This is a genomic window from Streptomyces sp. M41(2017), from assembly GCF_002078175.1.
Lineage (GTDB): Bacteria > Actinomycetota > Actinomycetes > Streptomycetales > Streptomycetaceae > Streptomyces.
The window spans coordinates 407,925-420,480 of record NZ_MWFK01000003.1; the positions used below are offsets into that span (position 1 = coordinate 407,925).

Genomic DNA, 12,556 nt, shown 5'->3' on the forward strand with positions numbered 1-12,556 from the left:
CATGGCCAGGCCTCCGAAGGACCTCGACCGGCCCGACCGGCCGACCCTCCTCGCCGTGGCCCACGGGACCCGGGACGCCGAGGGCGTCGCGGTCACCGAGGCACTCGTGGACCAGGTGCGCGCCCTACGGCCCGATCTGCGGGTCGAACGCTGCTTCCTCGACCTGGTCGCCCCCTCCCTGCCGGAAGCGCTCGCCCGCCTTCAAGGCGATGTCGTCCTCGTGCCGCTGCTGCTCGGCGCCGGCTACCACGTCCGGGTCGACATCCCCGAGGCCCTCGCCTCGGCGCCCCACCTGCGCGCCCGCGTGGCCGCCGCGCTCGGTCCCCACCCGCTGCTCGCCGACGCCCTCACCGACCGGCTCGCCGACGCCGGATGGAGCGCCGGAGACGGGCCCGTCGTCCTCGCGGCCGCCGGGTCCACCGACCCCGACGCCAACGCCGACGCGGCAGCCATGGCCACGCTGCTGCGCCTGCGGCATCCGCCGCTCCAGGACGTCGTCCCGTCTTACCTCTGCGCCGCGGGCCCCACCCCCGCCGAAGCCGTCGCGGCCCTCCGCTCCGAGGGCCACTCCCGTATCGCCGTCGCCCCCTACCTGATGACCCCCGGCTTCTTCGCCCGCCGCTCCACCCAAGCCGGCGCCACCCTCACCTCGGCCCCCCTGGGCACCCACACATCACTCGCCCGCCTGGTCGCACTGCGGTACGACGAGGCGCTGGCAGGCACGTCATCAGCTCTGCCGCCTTCACGTTCACCCCGGTAGACCGTCTGTCCCGGTCCTCCATGACGAGATCCCGAGCAGACCCGGGCGGAAGTAGTGTGGGCCCATGCCCGCATCCCTTCCGCCCGGTGGCGTTGTCCTCGACGGAGACGACGTCGACGCACGCTGGACGGACGCGTGGCGACCGGAACAGGTCGCCGAGCGGTTGGGCGGCGTCGCCGCTCCCTGGTACGTCGCGGCGGGATGGGCGCTGGACCTCTTCCGTGGGGAGCAGTCCCGTCCTCACGACGACTTGGAGATCGCCGTGCCGTCCGCCGGCTTCCCCGAGATCCGCGCCCGCTTTCCCGAGTTCGTCTTCGACGCGGTGGGCGCCGGGCAGGTCTGGCCGGGCGCTGCACCCGAGGCGCTGACCGCCACACACCAGACCTGGCTGCGCGATCCGTCCGACGGGCGGTTCCTGCTCGACGTCTTCCGCGAGCCACACGCGGGCGACACGTGGATCTGCCGCCGGGACGAGAGGATTCGACTGCCGTACGCCGAGATCATCGAGCACACGGCAGCCGGAATCCCTTACCTGATACCGGAATTGGCCCTTCTCTTCAAGGCCAAGGCGACCCGGCCCAAGGATCAGGCGGACTTCGAGACGGTTCTGCCCCTCCTCAGCGGGACACGGCGCGATCGCCTCCGCGACTGGCTGCGGAGCGTTCACCCGGGCCATCCATGGCTCGGGTCCTAGGTGTACACAGACGACCGCTGGGCCCGATGTCCGGGCCCGACAGCCCCCGTCACACATGCACCTCGGGCGGAAACCCCGTCCAGCGCAGTTCCTCCGGGAGGTGGCGCATGTCGTTGGTGATGAGGAGGTAGGGGGCCCGGCCCGGGACGTAGCGGATGACCGTGAGGGCGGTGTTGCAGTAGTTGAGGCCGAGCCAGCGCCAGTCGGGGGCCCGCATGGCGTCCCGGACGAGCCAGGCGACCAGGAAGTTGTGGGTGACGACCAGCTCGTGCCGGTCCTCCTCCGCGTCCACCGGCCCGGTGAACAGATCCAGCGCCCGGCGAGCCAGCACGGGCCCGTGCTCCCGCTCCTCGTCAGTGGTGTCGGCGAGGAAGCGGAGGTAGAAGTCCGCCGACTCCGCCGGGAGTTCGTCTTTCGTCGGCATGTGGGGGATGTAGTCCCCGGCGACTTCCGAGACGTGGAGCGGGGCGTGGTTCAGCTGGTCGCCGATCAGCCGTGCCGTCTGTTCGGCCCGAGGCAGCGGACCGTGGTGCACAGCCGCGAAGGGGACGTCCTGGAGGCGTCGGCCGAGCAGCGTGGCCTGCCGCCGGCCGGCTTCCGTCAGCCCGGTCTCGTCCGACGTCGCCTCGCCGTGCCGGACGAGATAGAGGTATCGGGTGGCTGTGCCGGTCATCGCAAACTCCTCCGCGTCCACTGTCGATCTTGTACATCGACGGACGCTGCCGCGGTCCGTGCCGGTTGCGTCCAGCGGCCGGAGAACGTGCCCTAGCCGAAGAGGGGAAGGCGCGCCGCGTCGGCTCCGAGTGCCTGCCGCTCCGCGTCCGTGAGGGGTACGCGGCCGGTGGCGGCCAGTGCGTAGTGCTCATCGTCCCAGGCCACCGGCACGGCGCTGCCCAGAAGACCGTCGAGGGTGGAACGAACGGAGGAGAGCGCGGACGGCGAGGGTGCGGGAGCCGTCGGAAGGCCGGTGGTGAGGTCGAGGTGGTGGACGGTCGCTTCGACGGCGAGGGTGGTCATCAGGTCCCCGGCGGTCAGGACGTGGCCCTGCGTGGCGACGACGCGTTCCGGATCGGCCCGCTCGGCGGCCGTCACGGCGGCCGCGGCGGTCTCCAGGTACAGGTCGCGCAGTTGGTCGAAGTCCAGGAACATGCCGGCGCTCACCCGGGCCCACCGTCGGCCGTTCGCCGCACCCACCGAGTCGGGCCGCCAGTCCTGCCAGTACGTCACCGCGTCCCGGTCCGCCGGACCGGTCGACGGCGTGTGCAGCGCCACCAGTCCGCGCTGGGCGTCTCCGAGACAGTGGAAGATCAGGTCCCGGACCGCCCAGCCCACGCAGCGCGTGGGCAACCAGGACTCCTCGTCGTCGAGGCGGACGACGACAGCGGAGAACGCCTCGTAGGCGTGACGCAGGACCTGGCTCGGCTGCTCGTGGTCGACGGAACGATCGGTCATGGCGCCAGCCTAAGGTCTCCGTCCGTGCCGCTGCCCGTGCAGGACGGTGAGCTGCCCGCCTGGTCCGGCAGCGCGTCGCGGCTCCGTCCCGAGTCCCGCAGGCCGGCCCCTTCATCACCGAACGCCGGACGCGGCAGCCGAGTTGGAGACGACTCCGCATGCACCCGGGTCACGGCACGCTGCCATGCCGAATACTGAAGGGCATGGCCATCTATGACACGCTCGGCGCGACGTACGGCCGGACCCGGCAGCCGGATCCACGGATCGCCGCACAGATTCACGTCGCGCTCGGGAACGCCCCGGACGTGGTCAACGTGGGGGCCGGCACCGGTTCCTACGAGCCGGCCCAGACGGTTCTCGCCGTCGAGCCGAGTCAGATCATGCTCGCCCAGCGGCCGCTCGGGGCGGCGCCCGCCGTGTGCGCGGTCGCCGAGGCCCTCCCCCTGCCCGACAACGCCGCCGACACGGTCATGGCCCTGCTCACCGTCCACCACTGGAGCGACGTGGCCGCCGGGATCGCCGAACTCCGCCGGATCGCGCGCCGCCGCATCGTGATCCTGACCTGGGACCAGCAGGTCTTCCGCGAGCAGTTCTGGCTCGTACGCGACTATCTCCCGCAGGCGGCCGCCTTCGACGACACCCGGGCCGTTCCGACCGACCGGCTGGCCGCATTGCTCGGCGGGGCTCGTGAGGAGGCCGTCCCCGTCCCGCACGACTGCACGGACGGTTTCGGCGCGGCCTACTGGCGTCGCCCGCACGCCTATCTCGACCCTCAGGTGCGCGCCGGAATCTCCATGTTCGCCCAGGCCGGGGAAGGAGTCCTCGCCCCCGGCCTCGCGGCGCTCACCGCCGACCTGGCGACCGGCCGTTGGCGTGAGCGGTACGCCGACCTGCTCACGCTCGACACCGTCGATGTCGGCTACCGCCTGCTGGTGACGGACTGCTGATCCGCTCCAAGGAGCCCATCCCCAAAGGCACTTGGCCGCCACCGGCATGGACGTGCGCCCCGGCACGCGCACCGGCACGGATGCGGGCCGTGAAACCGCTTCGCCAGGCGCCAGGTACGTCGCGGACGCACGCGCGCGTTAGCCTCCGCAGCATGCCTCGCCCCGCGGACCACCTCAGGCTCGTCACCCGGCTCGTCGACGGGGACATCTGCGCCTATGACCTGGACGCCGAAGTCCTCGGCGTGCTCACCCCCACCGTGGTCTGCCGGCCCTCCCCCGGCGACGACGTCGTCGAGTACGCCGTCTCCCCCGACCTCCAACGCGCCTTCTACACCACCCTCGACGCAGCCGTCTGTGTGACGGCGGACGGCGTGGAGATCTGGCGATCGGGGTTCGAGCCGCGTTCCGAGCACCGGATGGGGCACCGTCCCGGTTGCGTGCTGTCGCTGGACGGATCGACGGTCTGGGTCTACCGCCCCGACGTCATGGCGGGCCGCGGCCGGCCGGACCAGTGGGTCGCCCTGGACTCCGGCACGGGGGCTCTCGTCGCGCAGGCCAATCTGCGGACGGTCGGACACGGCGGTGAGCAGTTCCTGCACCCGGAGGACGGTCACGTCCTGCTGGACGTGGGTGAGGGCCAGGACGGCTCGGTGATCTACCGGGCGTCACTGGTCGAGGGGCGGATGGACCTCGCCCCCTACCCCTGGGACGACCGGTGCCTCATCGGTCTGTCACCCGACGGGAGCCACTTCATGACGGTGGCCCACGACCAGACCGATGTGGCCCTCCACACCTACCCGGACGGCATGGTGACGTTCGCCCTGTCGGTAGACGCCTTCGGGCACGACCCGGACGAGATCTACGTGGAATGGAGCGGCGGCCACCTCGGCCCGGACACCCTCGTCGTCTCCCTCATGGGCGAGACGGAGGACGAGCAGGAGTGGTTCCGGCACTACACCGTCGACGCCCACTCCGGCCGCGTCCACGGGGAGTTCGACGCTCGCACCGAGAATCCGTACGACCTCCGGCCTCTCGGAGACGGATCGTGGCTCACCACGGACCCGTCCGGTCACCCGATCCGCCGGACCCGCTCATGACCGCCGCGTCCGCTCGTGGCCGGCATATCCACTGATCCGACGAGGCTCAGGCGTGCGCCTTGCGCGGCCCGGTCGCCTTGCGTGTCGCCGCGTGATGGACGGGCTCGCCCGTCCTCGGAGGCTCCAAGCGGCGCAGCGAGAGCGTGGCCGTCAGCAGAAGTCCGCCGAAGACGGCCAGGAGCAGGGCGGAGACCCACATCTGCCGGGTCCCGGGCGACTGCCAGGCCGTCCAGACGGTCGATGCGCTCCACATCAGGATGCCCATCACGTAGAAAGCGCGGACGCGGTGCAGCTGTCGCACGGCCCGCAGGAACAGGACGCGTTCGGTCTTCGGTGCCATGGCGAGGCGTGTACCCCGAATCGCGGATCATCACCACGGAGTTGGGACGAAGGAGTGGACGCCCGGAGCGGACGCCCCTCCGGACCCGCCGACGACGGGGAACGGGCAGCCGGCATCGCGGACGGGACCACCACTCCCCAGTCTGTTGAACATGTTCAAAAAGAAGGGTTACGCTGAACACGCCACGATGCCGAGGGGGTTCGATGAAGGTAGTGCTGCCCGGGGGAACCGGACAGGTGGGAGCGATACTCGACCGCGCGCTGACGGCGGCCGGACACGAGGTCACGGTGCTGACCCGGCACCCTAAGCGGGCTCACGACGTCGAGTGGGACGGGATCACGCTCGGCCCCTGGGCCACGGCGATCGACGGCTGCGACGCCGTCGTCAACCTGGCCGGGCGCAGCGTCTCCTGTCGATACACCCCCGAGAACCTGCGAGCGATGATGGACTCCCGGGTGGACTCGGCCCGGGCCGTCGGCGAGGCGATCGCCGCCTCCGCACGACCACCGCGCGTCTGGCTGCAGATGAGTACGGCGACGGTCTACGCCCACCGTTTCGACGCTCCGCACGACGAGGCGACCGGGGTGATCGGGGGCACGGAGCCCGGTGTGCCCGACTACTGGGCGTACAGCGTCGAGATCGCGCGGAACTGGGAGCGGGCGCAAGCCGAGGCGCCGACGCCCACGACCCGCAAGGTGGCCCTGCGTTCGGCGATGGTCATGAGCCCGGACCGGGGTGGCGTGTTCGACGTGCTGTCGCGGCTGACCCGGCTCGGGCTGGGCGGTCCGGTGGCCGGCGGCGCCCAGTACGTCTCCTGGATTCACGAGGAGGACTTCGTGCGAGCGGTGGAGTTTTTGATCGCCCGGGACGACCTCGACGGACCGGTGAACCTCTCCTCCCCCGGTCCGCTTCCCCACCGTGACTTCATGCGGGCGCTGCGCGCGGCCTGGGGCGTGCCCGTGGGGCTGCCCGCGACGCGCCGGATGGCCGAGGCGGGGGCGTTCGCGTTGCGCTCGGACACCGAACTGCTCCTCAAGAGCCGCCGGGTGGTGCCGGGGCGGCTGCGCGCGGCCGGATTCGCCTTCTCCCACCCCGAGTGGCCCTCGGCCGCCACCACCCTCGTACGGCGCGCCCGGGCGTCGAAGGCCGGTGGTCCGCACCGCGGCCGGGGCCCGCACGCGTGAACTCCACGCCGTGCGGCCCCCGGAGGGCGCTGACTGTCAGCGTCGGTGCAGCGTCTGGAGCGCCTCGACGAGAACCTTGGGATCGTGTGCCCCCTTGAAGACGGCGGGGGGTTGCCGGTCGAGTCCGAGGAGTTCGGCGACGGCGGTCCATGCGGTGCGGACCGAGTACTCGACGGTGAAGACGACGTCGTCCGGTACTTCCGCGTACTGGCCGATGAAGGCGAGGTTCGTGGAGTTCTCCGGAACGACCGGCGGCCGGTCGCCGGTCTTGCGGACGAGGAACTGGCTGGTGATGTACGGCATCAGGGCGGGGATCACGATCGAGGCGTCGCGGATGCCGGCGCGCTGCTCCTGCTCGAAGGGCAGGTGCTGCAGGACCTCGTCGAGAATCTCGCGGCCGGTGCAGTCACGCATCTTCTTCCTGACGAAGTCGCCTTCCTTGTCCGGGAAGAGGGCGTAGCCCCACCAGACGAAGGTGTCCTCCGGCTGCTCGCGGAAGTGCGGCTGGTGGTTGAGGACGATGGTGAGGAGCCAGCTGGAGTCCTTGAAGGTGATCAGACCCCCCTTGCCGGCCTCGCTGCCGCTGAACTTCTCCATCAGCTGGAAGAAGGAGGGATCCTTGGTGGTGACGGTGAACGACTCCCAGGTCGAGTCGTCCGGCGTGGAGTCGAAGACCCGCGGGTCGCCGAGCCCGGCCCTCTTGGCCGCCAGGGTCTCCCACAACTGCCATGCCCCACTGCGCGTGTCGGCGTCGAGGGCGGGGACGGTGTCGGTCGAGCCCAGGGTGGAGTTCGCGGTCATCGACCCGTTGGTGACCATGACGAGGTCGCCGTCCTCCAGGATGATCCGATCGCTCCTCCCGGCCCGCTCCACGGTGATCGACTCGGCGGTCAGCCGGTCGCCCGGCGCGAGTCCCAGGTCGGTGACCCGGGTTCCGAGTCGGAACGTGACGCCCTGCTCCGTGAGCCATGCGTGAAGCGGCCGGACGATCGAGTCGAACTGGTTGAACCTCGTGCGGTAGATCCCCGACATGGAGTCGAAGGTCTTGAAGAGGTGCACGAACCGGTTGAGGTAGCGGCGGAACTCGATCGCGCTGTGCCACGGCTCGAAGGCGAAGGTGGTGCACCACATCGCCCAGAAGTTGGTGGAGAAGAAGTCCGGGTGGAACAGGTCCGCGATGCGCTTGCCGTCCAGCTTGTGCTCGGGGGTGGCCACGCACGTGACGAGTTCGAGGCGGTCCCGTTCGGAGAACGTCATCGCGTGTGCGTCGATGACCTTGCCCGCGGCGTCGACGAGCCGGGCGTGGTCGTTCCACGCGAAGTCGTCGTGGAAGGCGAAGGTGTCCTCCGTGACCGACTTCGACGGATCGTCCAGTGAGGGAATGGAGGAGAGCAGGTCGTAGGTGCACTCGAAGTGCACCTCGAACATCCGGCCGCCCCGCATGGTGTACCCGGTCTCGGGTGAACCGGCCGCGTCCAGGCTGCCGCCCTCGCGGTCCTGCTCCTCCAGAATGACGATGTCCTCGCCGGAGAATCCCGCCTCGCGGATCAGGAACGCGGCGGCCGACAGCGACGCGATGCCGCTGCCCACCAGGTATGCCTTCGCCACAGCCATCACTCATTTCCGGTGGCCCGCCATCGCGGGCGGGAGAGCACTGCCGGGGGCGACGGAAGGGAGTCGTCGCCGTGTCCTGGGGCCGATGCTGGCACGGGCTCGGGGGAGACAGCATCGGGAGGCGCGCGAACGGGTGGTGTTCCTGGCGAACGCCGGCTTCCTCGGTGCGGGCGACGCCGCGCCCTGGCCCGGCTGCACGATCTGGGACCGGTCGGGCGGCTGTCCGGTGCGCGCCGGCGGTACTCGGCGATCGATCCCGAGCACGCCGTCGACGCGCTCGTCCGTGTCCGCGCCGCCGAGCTGGACCGATGGCCCGGACAGGCCGAACACCCCGAACGGGCCGAGGACTTCAGGGACTTCGGAGCTCGGCGTGAGGTCCGGACCGAGGCCGCATGTCCCCAAGAGCCCCGGTCCGGACGTATCCCCGTCGGATGCCGCCGGCCCTACGTGGGCGGCATGAGCACGCTGTCGATCAGGTACACGGTCGCGTTCGCCGTCTTGATGTTGCCGCAGACGATGTTCGCCGTGCCGTTGACCTTGTACTTGCCGTCCGATCCGTCGGTGGTGAGGTTGGCGCCCTCGAGGGTCTTGAAGGAGCCCTTCGACAGCTGGTTCGGCGCGATCTTCTCGCCGACCACGTGGTAGGTGAGGATCTTGGTGAGCTGGTCCTTGTTGGCGAGCACCTTGGCCAGGTCGGCCTTCGGGATCTTCTTGAAGGCGTCGTTGGTCGGGGCGAAGACGGTGATGTTCTTGGCGTTGTTGAGGGTGTCGACCAGGCCCGCCTTCTTCACCGCCGCCACGAGTGTCGACAGCGCCGGGTTGTGCGACGCGGCGGTGGCTACCGGGTCCTGGGCCATGCCTGCCAGGCTGCCGGACCCCTCTTTGGGAACCGACGAACACGCGGGCCCGAACGTCCCGCCGTCGTCCGCGTGCGCGGCCGGGGCGAGAAGCCCGATGCACACGGGCAGTGCGAGCGCCGCGGCGGCCACGGCGGCCGTGTTGATCATGCTTCGGGTGGCCATGATCGGTACCTCCTCGGGATGAGGACTCATCGGGAGCCCTTTCATGGGTGCCGACCGAGGCCGGCCGTGAACACGCCCCGCATGAGTCCGCATTCCGGCTCGGCTCGATCACACCCCTTATCCGAAGCGGATCCGAAACCGGATGGGTGGATTGGGAGGATTTATTAGTATTCGTCGCATTCTTACGACGTGTGACGATGCCCTACTGTGGGTCGACCGGCGGCGGGCGCCGCCGGATCGCCGACCTCGGGAGTCTCAGCAGCCCATGAACGTGTCCTCCCGGGAAGTCCGCCTGCCGCTCGACGACGTCCTCACCGTTCTGCGGGACTTGAACGAGTTCGTCGTCTCGCTCGACCGCATCGGCGCGCGCCAGGCGTCCGGAACGGCCGACGACAGCACCGTCGGCGCCTTCGTCACCGAGTGGGACGTCGCGCGGCGACTGGCACACGCTCGCCGGGTCATCGGTGTCGCGCTGGACGCGCAGCTGAGCACGGAGGAGAACGCCGAGATCGACGCCCTCTGCGAGGAGGGCCGCTTCTTCGGCGCGGACGGCGCCGCTCGATCGGCGGCGGACTGCTGACGGCTGACAGCTGACGACGGCCCTCTGCGGGCGGGGAGTCGGTTGCCGGCCGGGGCTGATTCCGGCCGGGGACGCGCGCAGGGTGCTCGCGGGGTGGGGTCGGCTAGGCGGCCGACGTCGTGCGGGGTGGGGTCGGACGGTCGGTGAGGCGGGTCAGCAGGTCCGATCGGTGGTTCTCGTCGGTGGCCAGGGCGATGGTGGTCCAGGCCATGGCCAGGCCGCCGTCGAGGACGGCGCGGTCGGCGCCCGCGCTGACGCCGTAGCGGGTGAAGTCGGGGTTGTGCATGATCGTGTCGCCGCAGTCGTATCCGATGGACGGGTGGATGGTGGGGACGATGTGCGAGACGTTCCCCATGTCGGTCGATCCGGCGCGCAGGGCGTCCGCGGTGTCGGGGATGCGGCGCCCGAGGTCGGTGACCGCGTTCCGGTAGAGGGCCGTGATGGCGAGGTCCTGGCGCAGGTCGGCGTAGTCGTTGCCGACGGCCTCCAGGGCGAGTTCCGCACCGGTGGCGTGGGCGCCCGCCTCGAAGCAGGCGCGGATCCGGGACTGGAGTTCCGCCAGGTCCTCGGCGGTGGCGGCCCGGCAGTCGTAGTCCGCCGTCGCGTGGGCCGGGATGACGTTCGGCGCCTCTCCGCCTCCGGTGACGACACCGTGGACGACACCGCCGGGGATCATCTGCTGCCGGTACGCGCTGATCGCCACCTGGGCGACGAGCATGGCGTCCGCCGCGTTCACGCCCCGGTGCGGCATGGCGGCGGCGTGCGCCGCACGGCCTGTGTAGGCCACCTTCCAGCTGCCGATCGCTAGGGACGTCATGCCGACGCCGTCGACGGGAGCCGCGTGGACCATCATGGCGGCGGCCACGTCGTCGAATGCCCCCGCGTCGAGGAGGTCGACCTTGCCGCCGCCGTACTCCTCGGCGGGGGTGCCGAGGAGCTTGACGGTGAGGCCGAGGTCGTCGGCGACCGGTGCGAGGGCCAGGGCGGCGGTCACCGCGGCGGCTCCGTTGACGTTGTGCCCGCACGCGTGGCCGATGCCGGGGAGCGCGTCGTACTCGGCGGTGACGGCGACGACCAGGTCTCCGCTGCCGGCGACAGCCTCGAAGGCCGTGTCGAGGCCGTAGGCTCCCCGCCGCACGGCGAAGCCGGACCCCTCCATCAGATCGGCGATCTTGCGGGCCGACTTGTGCTCCTCGTAGGCGAGTTCGGGCTCCGCGTGCAGGCTGTGGCTGAGGGCGATGACGTCGTCCTGGCGTCGCGCGACGACGGCTCGGGCGAGTTCACGAGGGTCGTGGTGGCTCACTTGGGTTCCTTCTTCGAGGTGTCAGACGGTGCGGGCGCCGGAGCGGTAGAACAGGGCGACCGCCGCTCCGGCGAGGGCGGTCGCGGCGCACACGCTCCAGCAGGTCGCGTAGGCGGCGTACTGCGGGAGGACCGAGCCGGCCGGTGTACTGGCGGCGGTGACGGCGAGCACGCAGGCCGCGCCCAGCGAACCGCCGACGTTGATGAGGAGTTCGTTGATGCCGGAGCCGACGGCGGTCTGCTCCCGCGGGACCGACTCGACGGCGAGCGTGCGGGTGGACTGCTGGAGCACGCCGGCTCCGAGCCCGGCCACGGCCTGGCAGATCAGGTACGGGGCGACGGAGCTGTGGAGGGCGAGCGTGAGCAGGTATCCCGTCGCCATCAGCAGGGAGCCGGTGACGAGCGTCGCGCGGTCGCCGATCCGCCGGGCCAGGGTGGGGGCGGCCAGGGCGGCGACGCCGGTCGCGGCCATCGACGGGATCATCGCGAAGGCGATCTCCAGCGGCGCCAGTCCGAGTCCGTAGCCCACGGCCTCCTTCGGTGTGCCCATGAAGATGGCGCTGGCGACCTGCAGGCCGATCATGCAGAACGAGAACGTCGTGGTGACCACCGCGACGACGGAGACGTTGCGCCGCCGGAACAGTCGTACGTCGATCATCGGGTCCGGCGAGCGCAGCTCCACCCACGCCCAGACCGCCGTCACCAGGGTTCCCCCGACCAGGCAGGCGAGGGTACGCGGCGATGTCCACGCCCAGCCCGGCATCCCGCCCTGCCCGAGCCCGAGCATGATCGCGACAAGGCCGACGCACAGCAGCACGCCTCCCCGCACGTCGAGACGGCCACCGGGGCGCTCCGTCGTCTCGGGCAGCAGGGGCCAGGTCACGAGGAACGCCATGCCGACGGCGGCCGTCGGCACCCACAGGGCGGCCGTCGGTGTGTCGACGTAGTGGGCGACCAGCCCGCTGGCGACACCGCCGACGCAGATGCCGCCGACGAGCGCGGCCACCATCGTGCCGATGGCGTTCCTGCTCTCGGCGGCGTCGCTGCGGTTGCGCAGGATGCCGACCAGCAGGGGGAAGAAGCCCGCGAAGGCTCCCTGGAGCACCTGGCCCACCAGGAGGGTCGGGAAGGAGCCGGCGAGGCCGACGACGACGGATCCGGCGAGGACGACCGCGATGTTCCACCGCAGGACGCGGCGATGACCGTGGAGGTCGCCGAGCCGTGAGAGCAGGGGTGTGAAGGCGACGCTCGCCATCAGATTGGCGATGCTGATCCAGTTGAGGTCGGCGGCGGTGACGTGCAGGACGTCGGTCAGGCTGCGCAGGACCGGCGACAGGAATCCCTGGGTGATGCCGCTGGACAGCTCGACGAGCACGATCGAGACCACGAGGGCCATGGCGGACACGGGCACGGGACGGTTCCGCGGGGTGGAGCTGGGCGACGGTCTGGTGACTGCCTCAGGCATGGGCGGTACCTCTGCTGACGGCCGAAGGTCGGCTGGCGGATGCTGTCCGGTAATCTGCGGGTCATCTCCGGATTCAGGCAAGATGCACCCGGCAGAAAG

13 protein-coding genes are annotated in these 12,556 nt (G+C 70.8%); 6 read left to right on the forward strand and 7 right to left on the reverse strand.

The window, feature by feature from the left end:
* Nucleotide 1: 1 nt before the first annotated feature.
* Nucleotides 2–760 carry a sirohydrochlorin chelatase gene (locus B0675_RS38490; RefSeq protein WP_081224412.1) on the forward strand — a complete coding sequence of 253 codons (759 nt, stop codon included), beginning with the start codon at nucleotides 2–4 and terminating at the stop codon, nucleotides 758–760.
* A 64-nt stretch (nucleotides 761–824) separates the two neighbouring features.
* Nucleotides 825–1,454 (forward strand): hypothetical protein, encoded by a 630-nt coding sequence (locus B0675_RS38495; RefSeq protein ID WP_081224413.1) that lies wholly within the window; start codon nucleotides 825–827, stop codon nucleotides 1,452–1,454.
* A gap of 49 nt (nucleotides 1,455–1,503) precedes the next feature.
* Here the strand turns inward: B0675_RS38495 and B0675_RS38500 are convergent, their stop codons facing one another.
* Both B0675_RS38500 and B0675_RS38505 read right to left on the reverse strand, forming a co-directional pair.
* Nucleotides 1,504–2,127 (reverse strand): histidine phosphatase family protein, encoded by a 624-nt coding sequence (locus tag B0675_RS38500; protein WP_081224414.1) that lies wholly within the window; start codon nucleotides 2,125–2,127, stop codon nucleotides 1,504–1,506.
* A gap of 92 nt (nucleotides 2,128–2,219) precedes the next feature.
* Complete coding sequence (locus tag B0675_RS38505; RefSeq protein WP_081224415.1) at nucleotides 2,220–2,906, reverse strand: maleylpyruvate isomerase N-terminal domain-containing protein; 687 nt, start codon at nucleotides 2,904–2,906, stop codon at nucleotides 2,220–2,222.
* A gap of 203 nt (nucleotides 2,907–3,109) precedes the next feature.
* Between B0675_RS38505 and B0675_RS38510 the strand changes: the two genes are divergently transcribed.
* Complete coding sequence (locus tag B0675_RS38510; RefSeq protein WP_081224416.1) at nucleotides 3,110–3,853, forward strand: methyltransferase domain-containing protein; 744 nt, start codon at nucleotides 3,110–3,112, stop codon at nucleotides 3,851–3,853.
* Nucleotides 3,854–4,005: 152 nt separating this feature from the next.
* Nucleotides 4,006–4,950: a hypothetical protein gene (locus B0675_RS38515; protein ID WP_081224417.1), complete on the forward strand. Its 945-nt coding sequence runs from the start codon at nucleotides 4,006–4,008 to the stop codon at nucleotides 4,948–4,950.
* Between the two features lie 46 nt (nucleotides 4,951–4,996).
* On the opposite strand, the gene B0675_RS38520 is transcribed toward B0675_RS38515, so the two are convergent.
* Nucleotides 4,997–5,290 carry a hypothetical protein gene (locus tag B0675_RS38520; protein ID WP_081224418.1) on the reverse strand — a complete coding sequence of 98 codons (294 nt, stop codon included), beginning with the start codon at nucleotides 5,288–5,290 and terminating at the stop codon, nucleotides 4,997–4,999.
* A gap of 203 nt (nucleotides 5,291–5,493) precedes the next feature.
* Between B0675_RS38520 and B0675_RS38525 the strand changes: the two genes are divergently transcribed.
* Complete coding sequence (locus B0675_RS38525; protein WP_081224419.1) at nucleotides 5,494–6,474, forward strand: DUF1731 domain-containing protein; 981 nt, start codon at nucleotides 5,494–5,496, stop codon at nucleotides 6,472–6,474.
* 36 nt (nucleotides 6,475–6,510) lie between these two features.
* On the opposite strand, the gene B0675_RS38530 is transcribed toward B0675_RS38525, so the two are convergent.
* Nucleotides 6,511–8,082 (reverse strand): oleate hydratase, encoded by a 1,572-nt coding sequence (locus B0675_RS38530; protein WP_081224420.1) that lies wholly within the window; start codon nucleotides 8,080–8,082, stop codon nucleotides 6,511–6,513.
* A 449-nt stretch (nucleotides 8,083–8,531) separates the two neighbouring features.
* Nucleotides 8,532–9,110: a fasciclin domain-containing protein gene (locus B0675_RS38535; RefSeq protein WP_081224421.1), complete on the reverse strand. Its 579-nt coding sequence runs from the start codon at nucleotides 9,108–9,110 to the stop codon at nucleotides 8,532–8,534.
* A gap of 265 nt (nucleotides 9,111–9,375) precedes the next feature.
* On the opposite strand from B0675_RS38535, the gene B0675_RS38540 reads away from it, so the two are divergent.
* Entirely contained in the window at nucleotides 9,376–9,690 is a 315-nt protein-coding gene (locus B0675_RS38540) for a hypothetical protein (protein WP_081224422.1), read from the forward strand.
* A 103-nt stretch (nucleotides 9,691–9,793) separates the two neighbouring features.
* Here the strand turns inward: B0675_RS38540 and B0675_RS38545 are convergent, their stop codons facing one another.
* Together B0675_RS38545 and B0675_RS38550 are read right to left on the reverse strand one after the other, a co-directional pair.
* Nucleotides 9,794–10,993 (reverse strand): amidohydrolase, encoded by a 1,200-nt coding sequence (locus B0675_RS38545; protein ID WP_081224423.1) that lies wholly within the window; start codon nucleotides 10,991–10,993, stop codon nucleotides 9,794–9,796.
* 21 nt (nucleotides 10,994–11,014) lie between these two features.
* Entirely contained in the window at nucleotides 11,015–12,457 is a 1,443-nt protein-coding gene (locus B0675_RS38550) for an MFS transporter (protein ID WP_081224424.1), read from the reverse strand.
* Between the last annotated feature and the right edge of the window lie 99 nt (nucleotides 12,458–12,556).